Origin of the sequence: Mesorhizobium sp. B2-3-14 (assembly GCF_006442175.1) — a bacterium.
Classification (GTDB): domain Bacteria; phylum Pseudomonadota; class Alphaproteobacteria; order Rhizobiales; family Rhizobiaceae; genus Mesorhizobium; species Mesorhizobium australicum.
In genome coordinates this window covers 312,448-331,273 of sequence record NZ_VFVP01000006.1, presented here as the reverse complement: position 1 = coordinate 331,273, position 18,826 = coordinate 312,448, and the positions used below count along the sequence as shown (strand labels likewise).

Annotated in this window: 21 protein-coding genes; 9 read left to right on the top strand and 12 right to left on the bottom strand. The window is 62.0% G+C overall.

All coding sequences use genetic code 11. From position 1 onward, the window contains the following. Nucleotides 1–163: 163 nt before the first annotated feature. Nucleotides 164–607, bottom strand: a complete 444-nt coding sequence (locus FJ950_RS18545) for a hypothetical protein (RefSeq protein ID WP_140617847.1) — start codon at nt 605–607, stop codon at nt 164–166. A gap of 456 nt (nt 608–1,063) precedes the next feature. On the opposite strand from FJ950_RS18545, the gene FJ950_RS18540 reads away from it, so the two are divergent. The 3 genes from FJ950_RS18540 to FJ950_RS18530 are packed head-to-tail and all read left to right on the top strand — an operon-like array spanning nt 1,064 to nt 3,124. After that, nucleotides 1,064–1,528, top strand: coding sequence for a hypothetical protein (locus FJ950_RS18540; protein WP_140617846.1), 465 nt, complete (start codon nt 1,064–1,066; stop codon nt 1,526–1,528). Then, complete coding sequence (locus FJ950_RS18535) at nt 1,516–2,004, top strand: ImmA/IrrE family metallo-endopeptidase (protein WP_140617845.1); 489 nt, start codon at nt 1,516–1,518, stop codon at nt 2,002–2,004. The genes FJ950_RS18540 and FJ950_RS18535 overlap by 13 nt, the downstream gene beginning before the upstream one ends. Before the next feature lie 16 nt (nt 2,005–2,020). Then, the gene (locus FJ950_RS18530; RefSeq protein WP_140617844.1) at nt 2,021–3,124 is read left to right on the top strand and encodes a hypothetical protein; all 1,104 of its coding nucleotides are present in this window, start codon (nt 2,021–2,023) and stop codon (nt 3,122–3,124) included. On the opposite strand, the gene FJ950_RS18525 is transcribed toward FJ950_RS18530, so the two are convergent. The 5 genes from FJ950_RS18525 to FJ950_RS18505 all read right to left on the bottom strand — a co-directional run bounded on the left by FJ950_RS18525 (nt 3,121) and on the right by FJ950_RS18505 (nt 8,267). Then, entirely contained in the window at nt 3,121–3,861 is a 741-nt protein-coding gene (locus FJ950_RS18525; protein ID WP_140617843.1) for a sce7726 family protein, read from the bottom strand. The genes FJ950_RS18530 and FJ950_RS18525 overlap by 4 nt on opposite strands. A gap of 392 nt (nt 3,862–4,253) precedes the next feature. Then, the gene (locus tag FJ950_RS18520) at nt 4,254–4,499 is read right to left on the bottom strand and encodes a MoaD/ThiS family protein (protein WP_140617842.1); all 246 of its coding nucleotides are present in this window, start codon (nt 4,497–4,499) and stop codon (nt 4,254–4,256) included. Nucleotides 4,500–4,664: 165 nt separating this feature from the next. Then, nucleotides 4,665–6,929 carry a xanthine dehydrogenase family protein molybdopterin-binding subunit gene (locus tag FJ950_RS18515; RefSeq protein WP_140617841.1) on the bottom strand — a complete coding sequence of 755 codons (2,265 nt, stop codon included), beginning with the start codon at nt 6,927–6,929 and terminating at the stop codon, nt 4,665–4,667. 1 nt (nt 6,930) lies between these two features. Then, nucleotides 6,931–7,407, bottom strand: a complete 477-nt coding sequence (locus tag FJ950_RS18510) for a (2Fe-2S)-binding protein (RefSeq protein WP_015316741.1) — start codon at nt 7,405–7,407, stop codon at nt 6,931–6,933. Beyond that, nucleotides 7,407–8,267 (bottom strand): xanthine dehydrogenase family protein subunit M, encoded by an 861-nt coding sequence (locus tag FJ950_RS18505; protein ID WP_015316740.1) that lies wholly within the window; start codon nt 8,265–8,267, stop codon nt 7,407–7,409. The genes FJ950_RS18510 and FJ950_RS18505 overlap by 1 nt, the downstream gene beginning before the upstream one ends. 216 nt (nt 8,268–8,483) lie before the next feature. Between FJ950_RS18505 and FJ950_RS18500 the strand changes: the two genes are divergently transcribed. From FJ950_RS18500 to FJ950_RS18490, 3 genes are all read left to right on the top strand, one after another. Then, nucleotides 8,484–8,933: a hypothetical protein gene (locus FJ950_RS18500; protein WP_140617840.1), complete on the top strand. Its 450-nt coding sequence runs from the start codon at nt 8,484–8,486 to the stop codon at nt 8,931–8,933. Nucleotides 8,934–9,036: 103 nt separating this feature from the next. Further along, nucleotides 9,037–10,185: an amidohydrolase gene (locus FJ950_RS18495; protein ID WP_140617839.1), complete on the top strand. Its 1,149-nt coding sequence runs from the start codon at nt 9,037–9,039 to the stop codon at nt 10,183–10,185. A 133-nt stretch (nt 10,186–10,318) separates the two neighbouring features. Then, nucleotides 10,319–10,939: an FMN-binding negative transcriptional regulator gene (locus FJ950_RS18490; RefSeq protein ID WP_140617838.1), complete on the top strand. Its 621-nt coding sequence runs from the start codon at nt 10,319–10,321 to the stop codon at nt 10,937–10,939. A gap of 12 nt (nt 10,940–10,951) precedes the next feature. Here the strand turns inward: FJ950_RS18490 and FJ950_RS18485 are convergent, their stop codons facing one another. The 3 genes from FJ950_RS18485 to FJ950_RS29550 all read right to left on the bottom strand — a co-directional run bounded on the left by FJ950_RS18485 (nt 10,952) and on the right by FJ950_RS29550 (nt 12,873). Beyond that, nucleotides 10,952–11,848 carry a sigma-70 family RNA polymerase sigma factor gene (locus FJ950_RS18485; RefSeq protein ID WP_140617837.1) on the bottom strand — a complete coding sequence of 299 codons (897 nt, stop codon included), beginning with the start codon at nt 11,846–11,848 and terminating at the stop codon, nt 10,952–10,954. Next, a complete protein-coding gene (locus tag FJ950_RS18480) occupies nt 11,845–12,603 on the bottom strand; it encodes an SDR family oxidoreductase (protein WP_140617836.1) in 759 nt (252 codons plus the stop codon). Before FJ950_RS18480 ends, FJ950_RS18485 begins: the two co-directional genes overlap by 4 nt. Before the next feature lie 90 nt (nt 12,604–12,693). Beyond that, the gene (locus FJ950_RS29550) at nt 12,694–12,873 is read right to left on the bottom strand and encodes a hypothetical protein (RefSeq protein ID WP_181171314.1); all 180 of its coding nucleotides are present in this window, start codon (nt 12,871–12,873) and stop codon (nt 12,694–12,696) included. Between FJ950_RS29550 and FJ950_RS18475 the strand changes: the two genes are divergently transcribed. Next, entirely contained in the window at nt 12,812–13,870 is a 1,059-nt protein-coding gene (locus FJ950_RS18475) for an aminopeptidase (protein ID WP_140617835.1), read from the top strand. The two genes, FJ950_RS29550 and FJ950_RS18475, sit on opposite strands and share 62 nt — an antisense overlap. Before the next feature lie 60 nt (nt 13,871–13,930). On the opposite strand, the gene FJ950_RS18470 is transcribed toward FJ950_RS18475, so the two are convergent. Together FJ950_RS18470 and FJ950_RS18465 are read right to left on the bottom strand one after the other, a co-directional pair. Next, nucleotides 13,931–14,461 carry a GNAT family N-acetyltransferase gene (locus FJ950_RS18470; RefSeq protein WP_140617834.1) on the bottom strand — a complete coding sequence of 177 codons (531 nt, stop codon included), beginning with the start codon at nt 14,459–14,461 and terminating at the stop codon, nt 13,931–13,933. A gap of 395 nt (nt 14,462–14,856) precedes the next feature. Further along, entirely contained in the window at nt 14,857–15,699 is an 843-nt protein-coding gene (locus FJ950_RS18465; RefSeq protein ID WP_140617833.1) for a helix-turn-helix transcriptional regulator, read from the bottom strand. Nucleotides 15,700–15,834: 135 nt separating this feature from the next. On the opposite strand from FJ950_RS18465, the gene FJ950_RS18460 reads away from it, so the two are divergent. Next, nucleotides 15,835–16,635 (top strand): carbohydrate ABC transporter permease, encoded by an 801-nt coding sequence (locus tag FJ950_RS18460; RefSeq protein WP_246681335.1) that lies wholly within the window; start codon nt 15,835–15,837, stop codon nt 16,633–16,635. Between the two features lie 432 nt (nt 16,636–17,067). Here FJ950_RS18460 and FJ950_RS18455 read toward each other — a convergent pair whose 3' ends face one another. Next, nucleotides 17,068–17,271, bottom strand: a complete 204-nt coding sequence (locus FJ950_RS18455; protein ID WP_140617831.1) for a hypothetical protein — start codon at nt 17,269–17,271, stop codon at nt 17,068–17,070. A 207-nt stretch (nt 17,272–17,478) separates the two neighbouring features. Between FJ950_RS18455 and FJ950_RS18450 the strand changes: the two genes are divergently transcribed. After that, nucleotides 17,479–18,762, top strand: a complete 1,284-nt coding sequence (locus FJ950_RS18450; protein WP_140617830.1) for an alpha-D-ribose 1-methylphosphonate 5-triphosphate diphosphatase — start codon at nt 17,479–17,481, stop codon at nt 18,760–18,762. Nucleotides 18,763–18,826: the final 64 nt, after the last annotated feature.

Below are 18,826 nucleotides of genomic sequence, written 5' to 3'. Positions count from 1 at the left end.
GTTGGTGTATGGGCGGGCGAAGGGGGGAGCGTAGGGAGCGCGAAGCGGTTGGGCGGGCATGATGCAGGAAGCGCTGGAGGCGAATTACGCTACAGGCCTAAGGTGATGGCCAAGCCACCTACTCGTCAGTCGCTGTCCTCGCCCCCAACGAACGCTCAATCCATCACACGCGTCCGCCCTTCTTCAGGACTTCAGTGGCATCAAACGCGCCTTGGGCGCCGGCCTCATCTGCATGGAACACTATCACAGTCACACCGATATCGGCCGTCGGAGCATACATGGGCGTGCTGATGGTTGTTCCGCTATAAGTGCCGTAAGCCGTACTGCCCATGACTGTTGCATTTGCGTTCCCAAACGTATTGCTGGACATACCGACAAACCGAGAGCCGCTCGCAGTTGAGGTTTGGTCAAAACGAAAATGTGTATAGCCACGAGACAATGTTGCCTCAGCTGCCTTCTTCATCGTGATCGCGCCGGCAGATCCGGTGAAAAGAGCGCCGCTGGCGTGAGTATCCAGCCGGACTACATTTGGTGCCAGTGGCATTTCTGATGTGGTTGCGCAGCCAGCAAGCGCCAGCCCGGCGGTCAAAGCGACAGCCCGATACATTGTGCTTCCCCCCAGATTCGGGTGATTTAGAGCACAGATCTTCCAATGCGTCGAATTCCGGTGAACGAAGGCGCTGCCATTTTAAGGCACTGTCAGGGATCGCCAGCTACCAAGCTCATATCCACTATGCCGGGCAGAGCGAGCCGCATCGAGCCGAATGGCTGGGCCCGCGCATCGCTGTCGTGCACGGGGGATCCTTGGCACGCACGACGCGTTGGCGGCCTCTGATTGCACGCACCAGAAGTCAGACCACCTATTGAACCTCGACGCGCAGCGATAGGAAGCCTACATGACCATGCGAACGAACAAAGAACAAATTCCTTGCAAAAGCTTCATGGAGCCCGCAGATTGGCCTCGGTTGGCGAGAATCACTGTAGCAAAGGTAGAGCAATGCATCGTCTTTACGCGCAGTGAGTTACAATGCAGCCAGCAGGGCTAGACGGGGGAGCTATACGGGTGATCTGGGCAAACCGACTGCTGTTCTTTTTCAACCTGCTGTTCTTCGTAGGGTTGGCAGCCTTTCTCCATTGGCACGCAAGCGGCCTGATTGTTCCCGGCGTTTGGGAATACAAAGATTTAGTCGCCGTACTTCTGACGACAGTGACCGTGGTCCTTGCGTTCATTGGTGTGATTGTCGCCGGAGCAGCAATTTGGGGATACCAGTCCATCAAATCTATTGCCGAAGAGAAGGCTGAAGCGACCTCCAAGGCCGGTTGCGACGACTATTTGAAATCCCCAGTGTTTCGAGAGCAGGTGGATCAAGCTATCAGGCAACGATTAGCTGCCGAAGCGAAAGAAGCTGTCCAGGATGCTCTGGGACCGGCGGTTCTGAAAGCGGACGACGCGCCAGAATTTCAAGAACCTGTGGATGCGGGTGCTCACGCAGGCAACGCTGAAGGAGACCAAAAGTGGCGCGATTAACACTGGCGGATGTCCCGCATTCGGCAGCAGAGATCATTGCGCGCCACCAAACTGAAGCCCCCGTCAGAGTTGGTGCAATTGCCGCCGATTTGGGGATTACTGTTTTGGTCAGCGATCTGCCGCTTTCCGTCTCAGGAATGTTGTCCAGAATTGAGCCAGGGAAGGACAAATGGTCGATCAAAGTCAATCGGCACGAACATAGAAACCGGCAACGCTTTACTATAGCACATGAGATCGCTCATTTTGTCCTTCATCGCGACGCAATTTCGGATGGCGTAATTGATGATACCTTTTATCGCAGCGGACTCTCAGAGCGTCGAGAATTCGAAGCGAACGCATTGGCTGCCGATATCCTAATGCCTTGGTCGTTGGTGAAGCACTTGATGTCGAAGCATGGTACATCGGTTCCTGCACTTGCAAATGCTTTAGAAGTTTCCGAAGCTGCGATGCATATACGACTCGGACTGCCAACATAATAAAGCAGGAACGCGATTGAACGGCAGTAAGACCTACTTCCCAGCGATTGCAACTCGACAGGCTGAGATGCGGGCGCTTGGCCGTCTGGCCGGTCCGACGAAAGACCTGCTGCTCCCATTGATCAAGCTCCAAGCTTGGCCGCGCATTAAGCAAAGCGACACTGGTTTCGTTTCGCGAAGCCTTAATGAGCTTTTTGAAGCTTTTGGCGCGAGAAGAGTAATTATCGATCTTGCTTCGCCGCGGTATGATCGTGAGAGCGAGGCGGTTGCTTGCGGTCGTGCAGAAATCTCGGCGCTACATGCTCCCATTGAGGGGTTCAGAGCATGGGTCGACCTCATGCGTTTGCATGCGCAGTTTATTCCCGTTGTGCAGTGGACGATCGATCAGGTGATTTTACGCCAGGAAGTTCAAGAGCTGTTGGCACTAGATCGCGGCCTCGTTTTCCGATTGAAGAGAAGTCAGAATTGGAACCGGGACGGTATCGACTTGCTTGGTGGCATCTCTTTTAGGGGGAGTAGAGTGTTGGTTATCGTCGATTGTGAGCAGATTGCGCTTCGAGACGATTTGACGCTCCTCGCAAGCGCTGCGCAAAGCACTATCCTCTACGCGAAAAGTAAACTTGCAGCGCCGGACCTACATTTTGTGGTCATCGGCTCCAGTTTCCCAAGCAGTTTTTCAGATATCCATCCGACAACGGCAAAACTCGATATCCGGGAGCGGCAAATCTTCTCTCTGCTTAAAGAGAGTCCTCCTCTCCTCAGGCAGGGGATACAACTCCAGTACGGCGATCACGCTTCGGTCTACGCGGCAGAACGAACCCCGTCGTTCAGAGGCTCGCCAAGGGTAGACTATCCTGCGCCTCATCGTTGGATTTATCATCGTCGACCTGCATCCGAGGGGTTCGGGGTAGCTGCAAAAGCCATTACTGACGAGGACGATTGGGACAAAGCTCTTCTGTGTTGGGGCGCGCAAGAGATTAGGCGTGCAGCAGCCGGGGATGTAGCAGGCTTGAACTCGGCATCGCCGTGGACCGCCGTGCGGATCAATGTGCATCTGCATCAGCAGGCCCATTTCTCCGCTGGTGGGGCTTCTGTTATCGAAGAGGCCTGGACCGACTAGACCTTTGTGAAAGCTTTTGTGATCTCGGGCGGGGCTTGGCCGAAGCTTTGCCCGACATACTGGAAAATCTCCCATTCCTGGGCTTCGTTATCATCAAGCGTCGAAGCTTCAATCCTGTGCAGCCGACGCAGACGCAACAAATCTTTGCATTTCACACTCCTTTGAGCACCCGAGGCAAAAGCCTTAGAGGAGACGCGATAGCGATCTCGAAGAAAGGCAATAACCGCTGCGCGCGCATCTTCAATCGACATGGCTTGCGCGTGTTGCATCAGGTCAGCCCGCTTTTTCGGCAGTCCTCGGCCGCCAAGGACGAGCCGGAGACGATCAGCCGGCAGCAGTTGCAGAAGGAATTCGACAGATAAATGAGAAGACGTGGACGCTTGCCGGTGGACAATAATCTCCGGGGCCTTCGGCGCTCCAGCAAGTTCCATTACTCCGACGAAATCGGGCACAAGAGCGCGCACCGCCGAGAGGTGCTTGCTCGCAGCCACTACCGTCGTCTCGTCGAAGCACCTTGTGAAGGTGTCGAGTTGCTTCGGGAGACGCACGAGAGTGTCGGCGTGAGTTTTAATTTCGAAGCAAGATAGGCGGTCGTTGGCGAGTACAATGTCAGCGCGATTGCTCTGTCCTCCGACCACCAGTTCGGACATAACCGTTGAGCGCGACAGCTTCCGAGCCATTTTAAGTGCGCTCAAGAGGGCCGCTTTGGCGGTAGGCTCTGCCTTTTCACTATTCATGTATGTTTTCACTTCAGAAGGTGGTTCTTCTCCGGCGGTGGTGGCAATACACGTCTAAGCTGGATCGGGCACGGATTTTGGATTTCAGTTTCGAAACATCTTAGCAAATTATCACCCAGACGTCCGAGATGAGGCGCAGCAGGGTTCGCCGATATTGGCGAACCATCAATTGACGATCGAGACCGCAATGATCGTAGCCTTGGCGGCTGAACAACGGCAGCCTTTGACATTCGAGCGATCTTCATTGATCGCAACAACGAGGCACAACCGCCGTCTCCGGAGTAGTCGCCGATAATGTCGGATTCCAAGACATCGGCAAGGCTGCTCCACTTCAAAGCGCCGTCAACACACCATCTCGCGAATGCTGTCACAGCTTGGAAGCCCCAGCCCCCTCACCCCCCAGCCAGCCTCGGCAGCAAAAATATCTCCGCCCCCTGCGGCAATTCCTTCCCCCAAGTATCGCGATAGATCACCCCGTCGATCGCCACCGCGATGCCCTTCTCGATCAGCGGCTCCAGGGCGGGATACTGTTCAGCCAGTTTCCTAAACAGCTCCCTGATGTCCTTGGCCTCGACCTTGACCTTACTCTGGCCTCCGGCAAGCTGGCTGAGCGCGCCCCAGAGCGTGACCTCGACCATCGCTTAAGGTGTGCCGATATTCAGGTGAGGCTGGCCTGCAAATGGCAGGTTCCTGCGCTTCCGGTGCTCACGTACTTCAAGTACGCTCCGCTCCGGTTCTCGGAACCCGCCACTTTCGGCTCGGCCTGACCTGAATCTCAACACACCTTATCCCTAGCTTTCGCCTTAGCCTTCCCGTTCCGCCTCAATCGCCGCGAGAATCCGTGGCGGCGACATCGGGATGTGGGTCATGCGCACGCCGGCCGCGTTCGACACCGCGTTGGCGATCGCCGCCAACGGCGGCACGATCGAGGTTTCGCCGACGCCGCGCACGCCATAGGGGTGGTTGGGGTTGGGGATTTCCAGGATCTGCGTGTCGATCATCGGCAGGTCGGAGCACACCGGGATGCGGTAGTCGAGGAAGCCGGCGTTCTGCAGCCGGCCGTCCTTGCCGTAAATATACTCCTCGTTGAGCGCCCAGCCGATGCCTTGCGCCGCACCGCCCTGGTACTGGCCCTCGACATAGGTCGGGTGCACCGCCTTGCCGGCATCCTGCACCACCGTGTAGCGGATCACCTTGGTCGAACCCGTCTCGGGGTCGACCTCGACGTCGCATATATGGGTGGCGAAGGAGACGCCGGCGCCGTCGGCGACGAGCTCGCTATGGCCGGCGATCGGCCCGCCTGTGGTGCCCGATTTGGCCGCGATCTCCTTCAGCGACAGCTTGCCGAGATTGCCGTGCTTCTCGCCCTTGGCGACCGCATGCCCCTGTTCCCAGATCACGTCGTCGACCGAGATGTCCCACATCTGCGCGGCGCGCTCGCGCAGGATTTTGATCGCGTTGCGGGCGGCCGAGATGGTCGCCATCGAGGACGAGAAGGTGCCGCGGCTGCCGTCGGTCATGTCGTTGTAACCGAGGGAAGAGGTGTCGGCGACCACCGCCTTGAGCTGGGAATAGTCGATGCCGAGCTCCTCCGCCGCGACCAGCGACAGCGAGGCGCGGGAACCGCCGACGTCGACCGTGCCGACGGCCAGCGACACCGAGCCGTCCATGCCGATGTTCAAGTCCACGCAGGTCTGGCCGCCGAAATTGAACCAGAAGCCGCAGGCCATGCCCCTGCCCTGGTTCTCCTTCAGCGGCGCCTTCATGTGCGCATGGCTCTTCACCGCTTCCAGCGTCGGGCCGATGCCGATCGGGCCGTAGACCGGGCCGTAGGACGAGCGCGTGCCTTCCTGCGCGGCGTTCCTGATGCGGAACTCGACCGGATCCATGCCGAGCTCCTTGGCGAGCTCGTCGACGGCGCTTTCCACCGCGAAGGCCGCCATCGGCGCCGACGGCGCGCGATAGGCGGCGGTCTTCGGCCGGTTGACCAGCACTTCGAAGCCCACCGTCTTGACGTTATCGAGACGATAGCAGGCGAACGCCGTCATGGCGCCGATCTCGGCCCAGGAGCCGGCATAGGGGCCGGCGCTGTAGCGCAGCGTCGCTTCGGCGGCGGTAATGGTGCCGTCCTTGCGGGCGCCGATCTTGACGTCGATCGAGGTGGCGCTGGTCGGACCCGAGGCGCGGAACACCTCGTCGCGGGTCATCACCAGCTTCACCGGGCGGCCGGCCTTGCGCGACAGAGCCAGCGCCACCGGCTCGGCCCAGACATGGGTCTTGCCGCCGAAACCGCCGCCGATCTCGGACGAGGTGACGCGCAGCTTCGAGGCTTCCATGCCGAGCAGCTGGGCGCAGTGCTGGCGATAGACGAAATGGCCCTGCGTGCAGACCCAGAGATCCGCCGTGCCGTCGGAGCTGACATTGGCCACGCAGGCATGCGGCTCGATATAGCCCTGGTGCGTCTGCTCGGTCTTGAACGAGCGCTCGACGATGAAATCGGCCTGCCCGAAACCCTGATGGACATCGCCATGGCCGAACTGGCTGCGCTTGGTGACGTTGGAAGCCTTGACCGGCTTTTCCTCCAGCCCCTCGGTGAAGACCGTGTCGTTGATCAGCGGCGCGTGGTGCGCCATCGCCTCGTCGACATCGGTGACATGCGGCAGCACCTCGTAGTCGACCTCGATCAGCTTCAGCGCTTGCCGCGCGGTGCGGGCGTCGATCGCGGCGACGGCGGCCACCGCATGGCCGTCATAGAGCGCCTTGGTGCGCGCCATGCAATTGTCGAGGATGTCGTACATGGCGGCATCGCCATCGGTGAGGTCGGGCAGGTCGGCGGCGGTGATCACCGCCTTGACGCCGGGAAGCGCTTCCGCCTTGGAAGTGTCGATCTTGCGGATCTTGGCATGCGCGTGCGGGCTGCGCAGCACGCGGCCGACCAGCTGGCCGGCCATGTTGAAGTCGGCGCCATAACGGGCGCGGCCGGTCACCTTGTCGACACCGTCGGGGCGGATCGGGCGCGTGCCGACGGATGCGAACTTACGCCCCGAAAAACGCGGATCGAAATTCATCTCAGGCTCCCTTCATAACGATGGCCGCGTCCTGGACGGCGCGCACGATCTTGTCGTAGCCGGTGCAGCGGCAGAGATTGCCGGCCAGGCCGAAGCGGATTTCCTCTTCGGTCGGGTCGGGGTTCTTGGCCAGGAGATCCTTGGCCGCGATCAGGAAACCGGGCGTGCAGATGCCGCATTGCAGTGCGGCGTGCTCCAGGAATTTCTGCTGCAGCGGGTGCAGCCTGTCGCCATGCGCCATGCCCTCGACGGTCTCGATGCGGCGGCCTTCCGCTTCCGCGCCAAGCACCAGGCAAGAACAGACCAGCCGGTCGTCGACGATGACGCTGCAGGCGCCGCAGTCGCCCGTGCCGCAGCCTTCCTTGGCGCCGGTCAGTCCCAGCCGGTCACGCAGCACGTCGAGCAGCGTCTCGTCGGGCTGGCAGAGATATTCGACATTGTCGCCGTTGATCGTGGTTGAAACCGCTACGCCAGCCATCATTTGCCTCCTGCACGTGCATAGGCGGTCATTGCGGCCCGCCTGGCCAGCACGCCCGCAACCTTGCGCCTGAATTCGATTGTGCCTCTTTTGTCGTCGATCGGGCGGCAGGCCCCGGCGCAGACCTTGGCCAGCCGCTCCAGCGCTGCCTCGTCGAGCTTGCGGCCGATCAGGGCCTCGGCCCCTTCTTCCACCAGCAACACGGTCGGCGCCGCGGCGCCGATCGCCACACGGGCCGCTGTCACCACGCCCGCCTCGTCCAGCGTCAGGTTGACGCCGGCGCTGACCACGGCGATGTCCATCTCCGTGCGCGGAATGAACCTGAGATAGGCATCGGCCGAACGCGGCGCGGGCTTGCCTAGCAGGATCGCCTCGATGATCTCGCCCTTGGCGAGCGAGGTTCGGCCCGGCGCGGTCGGCACCGTCTCGACGGCAATGGTGCGCTTGCCCGACGGGCCGACGACCACGGCCTTGGCGCCCGCCGCCACCAGCGCCGGAACGCTGTCGGCCGCCGGCGAGGCGTTGCACAGATTGCCGACAATGGTGCAGCGTCCCTGCACCTGCTTCGAACCAATCAGCTTGGCCGCCTCGACCACTCCAGGCCAGGCCTTCTTCAAGCCGGCGTTCTCGCCCAGCACGGCGCAGGGCACGGCGGCGCCGATGCTGAAGCCGTCGGCGGTTTCCCTGATGTCGCGCAGGCCGGCGATCGACTTGATGTCGATGATCAGTTCGGGTTCGACAAAGCCGCCCTTCATCCTCACCAGGAGGTCACTGCCACCGGCAAGGATGGCGGCCGGGCCGGCCGATCCGGCCAATTGGCCGACGGCGTCTTCGATTGAAAGCGGACGTATGTAGCGCATCGTCTCCCCTTGGTATCGCGATTTTCAGCGACCGTTATAAACAATCGTCTCATAATGACCATCCGTTTCCCGAGCCGAGGCGATTGGGCCAGGTGCGGCAAAATGCGGTCCACTCGACCTGGAACATGGCCGCGAAGCGTCAGCCAGTGGGGGCCGATTGGGGCTTGACCGCCCCGCGCCGTGCGTCAATCCTTCCCGGCCAAGGGAGGAATTTCCATGCGACGTCTGTTGGCTGTGCTTTGCGCCGTGATGCTGGCCGCGCCGGCTGGCGCCGCGACGCTCTATTACGGCGCCCGGGTTGGAATGGAGCTTACCATCGTCAAAAAGTCGGGCATCGGCTCCACGCACGCCAGTATCCTGGCCAGGCACGACAGGCGGAAGGCCCGCCTCTACTGCCGCGAATATGGCCATGATTTCACCCAGGAGTGCATTGATGCGGAAATGAAGGCGCCCCTGCATTTCGAAATCACCGCCAACTGCAAGACCGGCGAATTCACCACCTTCTATGGCGCCGCCATGCTGTTCCAGGGCCGCAACAAGGGCACGGATGTGACGACGGATTACCGGATCACCGCCGTTGACGAAAAGGTGGTGCTGGATGGCTCCGGCGCCTCGGGCTACGATTATACGCTGGACCAGTTCAAGGCGCTCTGCCCCAACGCGTGAAGTAGACCGGTCGCGAGGCCTGGCCCGCCAAAGCCCCGGACTTGGACCGTGGTAGGCACGGCCGTTTATCGCTAGCACAGGACCGCAGTGGAGGCGAAAGACCATGACCCTGACCAATCGCGACATTGTCGAACTGACCGAGTGGCGGCGCAAGCTGCACCGGCAGCCGGAAATCTCGAACGAGGAGGAGAAGACGGCGAAAGAGGTCGTCTCCTTCCTTGCCGACACCGGGCCGGACAAGGTGCTGACCGGCCTCGGCGGCCACGGCGTCGCGGCCATCTACGACAGCGGCAAAAACGGACCAACCGTCCTGTTTCGGTCCGAACTCGACGCGCTGCCCATCGAGGAACTGTCCGGCGTGCCGCATGCATCGCAAATTCCTGGCAAGTCGCATATGTGCGGCCATGACGGACATACCGCTATCCTGGCCGCCCTTGGCCGCCAGTTCGGGCGCGAACGGCCCGCCAGCGGCCGCGTCGTGCTGATGTTCCAGCCGGCCGAGGAAACCGGCAATGGCGCGGCCGGCGTCGTCGCCGATCCGCGCTTTGGCGAGATCGCGCCGGATTTCGCCTTCTCGCTGCACAATCTGCCTGGCGTGCCGTTCGGCGAGGTCAGGCTCAAGCCCGGCGTGGTCAATTGCGCCTCGCGCGGCATGCGCATCGTGCTGGAAGGCAAGACCGCGCATTCCTCCATGCCCGAGACCGGAACCTCGCCCATGCCGGCGATCTCGGAGCTGATGCCGGCCCTGCCCGCGCTCGGCCGCGCGACTTTCGCCGACGATGATTTCTCCATGGTCACCGTCACCCATGCGCGCATGGGCGAAGCCGTATTCGGCATCGCGCCCGCCCACGCCGAGGTCTGGGCGACGCTGCGCACGCGCCGCGACGAGCGCATGGCCGACCTCTGCGCCGCCGCCGAAACCCTGGTCAAGGAGATTGCCGGCCGCCACGGCCTCTCCGCCAGCTGGGATTATCACGAGATCTTCGTCGCCAGCGTCAACGCACCGGATGCGGTCGAGCACCTGCGGCGCGCCCTCGATGAAGAGAGCGTCGCGCATGGCGAGGAAGCCTTGCCGATGCGCGCCTCGGAGGATTTCGGCCTGTTCGGCCACAGCGCCAGGTCGGCGATGTTCTTCCTCGGTGCGGGCGAGCGGCACCCTGCCCTGCACAATCCCGACTACGACTTTCCCGACGATTTGATCCCGATCGGCTCGAAGATCTTCATGAGGACCGCGCGCAACCTTCTCGGCTGATCTCGGCGGCATCCGGCCAGCACTGTGGCAAAGCTCCGTCCCCGATCGACTGGCCACCTGGATGCCTCGAACTGGATATTTCCAACGGGCCGGATTGTGTGGCATCTGTGAGGGCAATGCGAGGAGTTCGAAAATGTACACGCCGCCCGCCTTCCGCGACGACGACAAGGATAGCCTGATCGCGACGATCCGCGCCGCGCGGCTGGCCAATCTCGTCACCGCCACGGCGGACGGGCCGCTCGCCACCCCCCTGCCGCTTTTTCTCGATGAAACCGAGGGCGAGCACGGCGTCATCCATGGCCATCTGGCCAAGGCCAACCCGCAGTGGCGCGTTCCCGCGATCGGCGACGGGCTCGCCATCTTCATGGGCCCGGACGCCTATGTGACGCCGGCCTGGTACGCCACCAAGCAGGAAACCGGCAAGGTCGTGCCGACCTGGAACTACGCCGCGGTTCATGCCTACGGGCCGGTCGAGTTCTTCGAGGATGCGGACAGGCTGCTGGAAGTCGTCACCCGGCTGACCAACCTGCATGAGGGCGCGCGCGCCGCGCCCTGGGCCGTGTCGGACGCGCCGCCCGACTTCATCCAGTCGCAGCTTCGCGGCATTGTCGGCCTGCGCATGCCGGTCGTCAGGCTCGAAGGCAAGCGCAAGATGAGCCAGAACCGCAACGCCGCCGACCGCGCCGGCGTGGCCTCCGGGCTGGCCGCGAGCGAGCGTCCATCCGACCGCGAGGTCTCCGCCCTCATCTCGTGAAGGCACGGCGCCTCACCTTGCCAGCACCAGGTCCGCGTCGTCGAGAACGTACCGGACATAACGGTAGTCGCGAATGAAGCTGATCCGGCCGTCGCGCCATTCCAGCCACATGAAATGACTGGGTTTCGCGTCGGCCCGGTCTTCGAACACCGCGATCACCTCGCGGCCCTCGACCCATGCCGGCCTGAGCCACAAGCCGTCGCTCCTGGCGTAGATGGTGAAGAACATGCCGACGTCGGCGGCCCCCGCCCGCGGCTTGTGCGTGGACTGGTGGAGCCTCACATCGTCGGCCAGCAGCGCGCGCAAGCCGTCCCAGTCGCGTCGGTTGAACAGATTGACGTAGCGCAGGATGGCCGCCGATGCGATGCGCGCATCGGGGAGCGGATTGGCCTCGGCGTTGATCCGCCGAAGCCGGGCGCGGCCGCGCGCCAGATGCGCCTTCACCGCATCGACCGTGATGCCGAGCAGGGCGGCGATGTCGGCCAGCGGCTCGTCGAGCACATCCCTGAGGATGACCACGCTGCGTTGCGTCACCGGAAGCTCGGCGAAGCGCGACACGGCGGTTTGCACGGCTTGCCTGCGCATCAGCACCTCCACCGGGTCGGCTTCGTCGGCTATCTCGAGCGCCGCCTCGATCGGCTCCGCGGCGCGGATCGCGCGGCTGCGCAACAGGTCAAGCGCGCGGTTGTGGGCGATCCGGAACAGCCAGGGCTTGAGCCGAGGCACCTCACACGACTCCTCCAGGGCAACGACGGCGCGCGCGAACGTGTCCTGCACGACATCCTCGCCGTCGATGACCGAGCCCATCAGGCGCGAACAATAGCGGTGCAGCTCCGGCCGCAAGGCAGTGGCAAGGGCAAGCAGCCCTTCCTGCCGGTCGCGCTCCCCCGCTGGCTTTCCGTCGTTCAAGGACCCGCGCCCTCCATGATCGTCACTCCCGCGTCGCCGCTGAGGCCAAAGACGACGCCCTCGCCATATTGCGGGTCTTCCAGCAGCGAGACCACCCTGTCGCCGAACGCCCGGGGCGGCATCGGCGCGCCGAAGCGGGTGACGAATTGTTCCGGCGTGATGCCCATCGAGCCGGCATAGGCGCCGGCGGCCGCATCGCCGATGCCGGTGTCGAGGATCATCTGCCGTGGCACGATCGCCTGGAAGCGTATGCCGAGGCCTTTCTCCTGCGCCACGCCATTGGCGTATTTGGCCATGAACCAGAGCATCCGCTTGGCGCCGCCATAGCCGCCCGACATCTGCGACCCGGTGACGGCCGCACCGCTCGACCCGACCAGCACCCGGCTGCCCGGCCCGAGCGGCAGGTTCAGCGCCGCCTGCAGCCAGTAGAGCCCGGCCTTGACATCGGTTTCCCAGGCAATGGAGAAGTCCTCCCACTTCAACTGGTCCAGCCGCCCCATCCGGGGCGTGGCGCCGGCGTTGAGCACCAGTATGTCAGGGCGGACCTCGCCAAGAATGCGATAGGCGGCGCCCTCGTCCGTGACATCGGCGGCGATGGTGGCGACTCCAAGCCGGGCACCGACCGCCTGCAGCGCCTCGGCGCCCCGCGCGACCACGGTCACGCCGGCACCTTGCTCGACCAGCGCTTCGACCAATCCGAGGCCAAGCCCACGGCTGCCGCCGGTGACCACGATTTTCTTATCCCTGAGGCTCATTTGACCCTGCTCCAGTGTTTCACTGTAGCTGAGACGTTTGAGGATCTGGAAAAGAGTCAGCGGTGGGGGAGATTTGTCGTCAGCCAGAAATCAGGTCGACGGTCCGCGCCGCTGCTCGCTATCAATCTTGACGAAAATTGGTGCGCCGGTTTGGACATTGGGGCGCAACATGTGCTCCATGGGCAGGTGACGAAGCGGTGGGGAAGAAGTGAAGCGCGTTTTTCGATTGTTTGCGGTGGCGGCCGTGGCGTCCGCACTGAGCGGCTGCACCAGCGTTTCCTACTACGCGCAATCGCTGGAGGGCCATGTCCGGATCATGGCCGCGCGCCAAGACGTTGGAAAACTGATCGAGGCCCCTTGGACGCCGGAGGCATTGCGCGCCAAGCTGACGTCGGCGAGCGCCATAAGGCGGTTCGCGACGGATGAGCTGGCACTGCCCGACAACAGCAGCTATCGCAGCTATGTCGACATCCACCGGGATGCCGTGACCTGGGCCGTTTTTGCCGCCCCGCAATTCTCGCTCACGCCCAAGACATGGTGCTTTCCGGTTTTCGGCTGCGTTCCCTACCGGGGATACTTCGATCGGAAATCCGCGACCGAAAGCGCCGTGGCACTTCATCGACAGGGGCTGGACGTCTATGTCACCGGCATCACCGCCTATTCCACGCTGGGCTGGTCCAGCGACCCGCTGCTCTCGACCATGCTGCGTCAGGACGACACCTATCTGGCGAGCCTTGTCTTTCATGAACTCGCGCATCAGCGCCTCTATGTGAACGGCGATTCCGCATTCAATGAGGCTTTCGCGGTCGCCGTCGAAACCACCGGCACGAGAAAATGGCTCCGCGCCGCCGGCGATCGCGCCGGATTGCGCCGCTACGAGGCCGATCGCAAGCGCAGCGCCGATTTTCTCGCACTGGTGTCGAAAACCCGCGACGAGTTGCGGCAGGTCTATGAAAGCTCCCGGACCCCCGACGGGATGGCGGCGGCCAAGGCAGCCACGCTCGACAGGTTGCGGACGCGCTACCGGCAAATGCGCGACGGAAGCTGGGCCGGATACCGGGGATACGACGCCTGGTTCAATGCGCCGATCAACAACGCAAAGCTCGCCGCGACGTCTGTCTATGGCGAACAGGTTCCTGCGTTTATTCGCTTGTTCGAGCTGTGCTCCAGCGACTATCCGAGATTCTACGCTTCCGTTCGACGGATCGCTGACCTGCCGCAATTGTCCCGTGCCGAAGCGCTCAAGGCCGCGACCACGTGCGATTGACTTGCAGAGCACGGTGGCCCTTGGCGTGCTCCGATGGCTCTAAGCCTGGTTCGCCAAGACCTACGGTCCTATGTGCGCGTCGAGCACGAAACGCTCGCATTGCTCGCCGTCGGACTCGTCGATGAAGCTGTCGACATGTGTGAAGCCGAGCTTCGCCAGGATCCGCAGCGACGCGACATTGCGCGCCGCCGCCTCGGCCGTCACCTGTGCGAGTGCCAGGGTCTCGAAGGCGTAGCGAACCACTTCGCGTGCCGCCTCGGAGCACAGTCCCTGCCCCCAATGGGTACGCCCCAGCACAAATCCCAATGCGGCCGACTTGGCGTCGTTCGCGCCGAAGGACAGGGTTATCGTCCCGATCGCGTCCGCCACGCCTGTCTGGTCTATCGACCATTTGATCGCCCGGCCGTCGGCGAACCGCTGACGCGCAAGGGCGAGCCATCGCGCGCCCGCGCCGATGTCGTCGGCAACGGGATCGCCGGCAAGGGAGGCGGATTCGACATCGCTCGCGCGCGCGAACCACGCCGGGATATCCCGCTCGCCCGGCGCCCGAAGCACGAGCCTTGGTGTGGTGAGCCTGGGAACTGCTCTCATGGAGGGCATTTTCGCCCCGGGGTAGCGCCAATGCAACGGCGCGGAGGGCCGCGGCGGCTGACCGCCAGGACAGAACCAAGGTACGCCCGCCTTCAGCCTCAGCGCCGGGCGCTTCAATCACTCCGGGGCCACCCGGCTACCGCCGGTCATGGCGTGAGATTTGGTGATGGCACCAGCCCACCACAGGGCGGGACTATGACAACGCGCGTTGGGGATTCGCGATGAACGGCCGTTGTGGGGCCGAATCCAGGCTGACTGGCTTCGGGCCTGCACAAACGAAAGCTGCTGTTTGGCGATCGACTCCTTTAGGATGACAAGACAATCTGCGAACGGTGATGCAGTAGCCTTCGTGAGTGCATGGAACAACGCCCCGAACCATGCGTAACGATCAATAATCAACGATGCCGCGCTGCGAAGAGTGTCTCGCCAGGATCAAGGTCGTTGAGGACCGCGCGTTTAATAATGGCTGGCACCGACGCGTCGTCAAGGTCGTAACTGCCAAGACCGCTTAGGGCAACGCGCCGGTCGATCTCAGTCCCGATGAAATCCATGACAACGCGAGCCGCGGCAATGGCCCGGGCTGGGCCATGGCTGACGCTAACGGTTAGTCCGTTCATTCGCCTCGACTTACGTCCACGCGGATACAGGAACATCGTGGAGACTTCTCGGCCGGTCCCACGGTGATAGTCGATATTGATCAACCGATCGCCAACGCTGCCAACGATACCACGGTAGGTGATAAAGGCTGACGAGGCGTCCGCCCCCTCGTCCTCTCCGAGGTAGCGCTGTTTGACCGACGATACGAGCATACCCTCACTCTCGTACCAGTGCACCAGCTCACGCTTGATCCGGTGGCCACCGAGGTAGGTGTAAAAATACTTGAAATAGAAGCCTTGATACTCGGCCAACTGAGGCAACCCAAGGACGGCGCGACGAAGATCGTCCCAGCGCCGTGATGCCGGCTCAGCCTCTACCATGGTTCGGGGCTTGAAGGATGCCGCAAACGCGGAGCTTGGCATGAACAAATGTTCGGGTTCGAGGCCGAAAAAGTCGCTGATAAGCTTATAGTTATGCCGCGACGGAAACGCCGTACCAGCCAAGTAGCGGTTGAATTGCTGCCGGTTAATCTTCAATCGCCGGCATACCTCGGACACGGAACGGTAGTGATCGCAGCAGAGTTGGAGATTTGCACAAAAATCGTCCTTGCGTTCGGCGAGGATGAGCTGAGGCGGAAACATACAGACTCCACTTTTAAGCGACTTGAAGCGTAGATCGCTAAAAGTCGCTTAATCTAGCACACAAGCCTTTGATGGCGTCAAGAAGCAGCGCGTGAGACGCTCGGAACTGGTAACGCACTGGTTCTGGCGATGAAAATGATGCGCAAACTTCTCCTGACCTGGCTTGCTTGGGGTGTGGCATTGAGCATATCCGCACCGATCTTCTTGATGCTGCTGACAGCACTGAAATCGAATGTCGACGCCCTTGAGCCGTCACGGCTCCTGTTCATCCCAACGCTGGACAACTTTATCGCAGCCGGCTCACCTAGCGGCATTCAGCGGCCACTGTTGAATAGCGTCGTGGAGGCTGGCGGAGCGACGGCTCTGTGCTTTTTGTTAGCTCTGCCAACGGCCTATGCATTGGCGCTCTGCAATGCCAAGCATCGAAGGGCGGTGCTGCATGGCATGCTGATGACCCGGTTCATGCCCGGCATCGGTGTGGCGATACCGATGTATCTGATCTTCAACGCCGTCGGCCTGATTGACACCAAATTCGCGCTCATCGTCATCTATACCACAACCAATCTGCCGATCGTGGTTTGGATGCTATTCTCATATCTGCGCGAGCTCCCACCTGGTATTCTGGAGAGTGCCCAGATGGATGGTGCGACCGTACGGCAGCAGATTATCTTTGTGCTGGTGCCCTTGTGCTTACCCGGCCTGTGCTCGACCGCACTTCTATCCGTCGTCCTGTGCTGGAATGAAGCATTCTGGAGCGTTCAGATGACATCGTTAGAGGGTGCGCCCCTGAGCGCTTACATCTCCACCCTGTCAAACGATCTGTTATGGGGAAGGCTGTCTGCAGCTTCTCTGCTGGCGATCGGTCCTATTCTTCTGATCGGCTGGCTGACGCAGCGCCAGTTCGTGCGTGGGCTGACGTTCGGTGCCGTGCAGTAAGTGATTAGGTGTCTGAGAAGCGTTGCGTCGGCTTCCAGCGTGGCGAACAAACCAGTGCCGCCTTCAATCCCCGTCAAGGCGAGATGATCTCTCCCTTCGCGGCTTAGCCGTAGTTCTTGAGGTCCGCTTCCCACCCCAAAATAGAAAGGACAGCAACGTTCTCCATGAGCCGAAGGGGTCATCCGCAATGGAAGCGGCACTCCATCGTTCGTTCTTGGCGGGTATGAAACCTGGCGTGCACAGGATTCGGACTTTCGCCTGACCATGGACTTAGTTGTATGATTCGTGTCTGGTTTGGAAAATTCCGGGGCTAGATTTGAGTGACCGGAAGGCAGGCGCACATGTCTGGAGTGAGTGGCCGTGCTTACTTCTGTCTATTTTCAATCTTTAGATTTGGGAGGTCGGGTCGCTTGGATACAACACCGGCCTCCTTCAAGGCTTGTATCCAACCTTTTTGAGGAGCTTCTCTGTTTTGGCGCGCTCCTCATCGAGAGCGCTCTCACGTTTGACCTTGGGCATGCGTCCTCCATTTAGTTGATTGTCGTTCGCCAGCAACTGGATTGCCAGCACTATCGCCGAGGATGTCAGCTTTGAGGTCGCGGCAGGGACTATTTCAACGTCCGAAATGCGGCGCATTCCTGACGTAGCCAACCAACGTGCGTCTCGTATCACATCTTGCGCCCACCGGTGGCAGCACGGCGGCCCAACCCGCCTGTCCTACACAAAGCTGTCACCAACTGAGCTTATCCGATCCTCGGGAATGAACCATCCACATGACACGCCTTGAAACCGCCCGGCCGGAGGGCGATCGGGACATGTGGAATGCTGTTTTCGGAGACGACCATGCTTGAACGGACGGACAGGGCCGCACCCCATCGGAATCAGCTGAAGAAACAGGATCTGTGGTTGAGCGAATTCGAGATTGTGCTGCGCGACCGTGTCATTGCCAATGGCGCGGTCAGGATCGAAGACGGCCGGATCGCCGAGATCCGAGACCAGCCTGTCGAGAATGCCGACTTCGTCGGCGGCGGCCGCCTGCTGCTGCCTGGTTTCATCGACATGCATGGCGACATGGTGGAACGTGAAGTGGAGCCGCGCAGCGGGGTCCACGTGCCGATGGAAATCGGCATCGCCGAGCTCGACAAGCGGCTGGCCTCCTGCGGCGTGACCACCGCCTATGCCGCGCTCTCCTTCATCGGCAACAGCGCCACGGCCGCCTTGCTGCGCTCGGAAGAACACACATCGTCCATCATCGAGACCATCGCCGGGCTGAAAGACCACCTTCTGGTCGATCACCGCATACATGCCCGCTTCGAGGTGACGTTCAGCGCGGCTGTCGGCGTGCTGGAAAGATTGATGGATGCCGGCAAGCTGCATTTGATTTCGCTGATGGATCACACGCCTGGCCAGGGACAATACCGCGACGTCGAACTGTATATCGCCCGCCTGGCCAAGGAGCGCGGCATGTCCATTGCCGACGTATCCGAGGTCGTCGGCAAGCGCATGGCCGATCGAAACGGGCATGGCGGTGTGCTCGGCACGCTGCAGAGCCTGTCGGCGTTTGCCCGCGCGCGCGGCATCGTGCTCGCCTCCCACGATGACGACACGCCGGAAAAGGTGGAATTGGTCCACGGCCTGGGAACTGTGCTCAGCGAGTTCCCGGTGACGCTGGAGGCGGCGCGGGAAGCCCGCCGGCTGGGCGTGTATACGGCCATGGGCGCGCCCAATGCGCTGCGCGGAGAATCCTATTCCGGCAATCTTTCCGCTCGCCAGGCCTATGAGGCCGGGTTGCTCGACATGCTGGCCAGCGACTATCACCCGGCCTCGATCCTGCCGGCCGTGCTCGGCCTGGCGAAACTGAGCGACGGTGGCCTGGCGAAGGCGGCGGCGCTGACGAGCGCCAACCCGGCCGCCGCACTCGGGCTCACCGATCGCGGAGCCATCGAGGCTGGGCTGCTGGCCGATCTCGTCGTGGCCGACCGCCAGCCGGTGCCACGTGTGCGAGCCACCTTCCGCGCCGGCCGCATGATCTACGGCGACGGTACGCTTGAACCGGCGCGGAACAGGGCGACCGAGGGAGGCCGCGACCGGCCGCTGCCAGCCGACCGAGGGCAATCCCAGGACTAGACACCTAGGCAACTAGGGCTTAGCGGTTCTCTGGGGAAAGCGCGTTGCGCTTTCCCCAGTAGTT

Excerpts from the sequence above, each read along its gene's own strand:
- FJ950_RS18545 (WP_140617847.1), bottom strand. The coding sequence starts at position 607 with ATGTATCGGGCTGTCGCTTTGACCGCCGGGCTGGCGCTTGCTGGCTGC.
- FJ950_RS18525 (WP_140617843.1), bottom strand. The coding sequence starts at position 3,861 with ATGAATAGTGAAAAGGCAGAGCCTACCGCCAAAGCGGCCCTCTTGAGC.
- FJ950_RS18520 (WP_140617842.1), bottom strand. The coding sequence starts at position 4,499 with ATGGTCGAGGTCACGCTCTGGGGCGCGCTCAGCCAGCTTGCCGGAGGC.
- FJ950_RS18515 (WP_140617841.1), bottom strand. The coding sequence starts at position 6,929 with ATGAATTTCGATCCGCGTTTTTCGGGGCGTAAGTTCGCATCCGTCGGC.
- FJ950_RS18510 (WP_015316741.1), bottom strand. The coding sequence starts at position 7,407 with ATGGCTGGCGTAGCGGTTTCAACCACGATCAACGGCGACAATGTCGAA.
- FJ950_RS18505 (WP_015316740.1), bottom strand. The coding sequence starts at position 8,267 with ATGCGCTACATACGTCCGCTTTCAATCGAAGACGCCGTCGGCCAATTG.
- FJ950_RS18500 (WP_140617840.1), top strand. The coding sequence starts at position 8,484 with ATGCGACGTCTGTTGGCTGTGCTTTGCGCCGTGATGCTGGCCGCGCCG.
- FJ950_RS18495 (WP_140617839.1), top strand. The coding sequence starts at position 9,037 with ATGACCCTGACCAATCGCGACATTGTCGAACTGACCGAGTGGCGGCGC.
- FJ950_RS18490 (WP_140617838.1), top strand. The coding sequence starts at position 10,319 with ATGTACACGCCGCCCGCCTTCCGCGACGACGACAAGGATAGCCTGATC.
- FJ950_RS18480 (WP_140617836.1), bottom strand. The coding sequence starts at position 12,603 with ATGAGCCTCAGGGATAAGAAAATCGTGGTCACCGGCGGCAGCCGTGGG.
- FJ950_RS18470 (WP_140617834.1), bottom strand. The coding sequence starts at position 14,461 with ATGAGAGCAGTTCCCAGGCTCACCACACCAAGGCTCGTGCTTCGGGCG.
- FJ950_RS18465 (WP_140617833.1), bottom strand. The coding sequence starts at position 15,699 with ATGTTTCCGCCTCAGCTCATCCTCGCCGAACGCAAGGACGATTTTTGT.
- FJ950_RS18460 (WP_246681335.1), top strand. The coding sequence starts at position 15,835 with ATGATGCGCAAACTTCTCCTGACCTGGCTTGCTTGGGGTGTGGCATTG.
- FJ950_RS18455 (WP_140617831.1), bottom strand. The coding sequence starts at position 17,271 with ATGCGCCGCATTTCGGACGTTGAAATAGTCCCTGCCGCGACCTCAAAG.
- FJ950_RS18450 (WP_140617830.1), top strand. The coding sequence starts at position 17,479 with ATGCTTGAACGGACGGACAGGGCCGCACCCCATCGGAATCAGCTGAAG.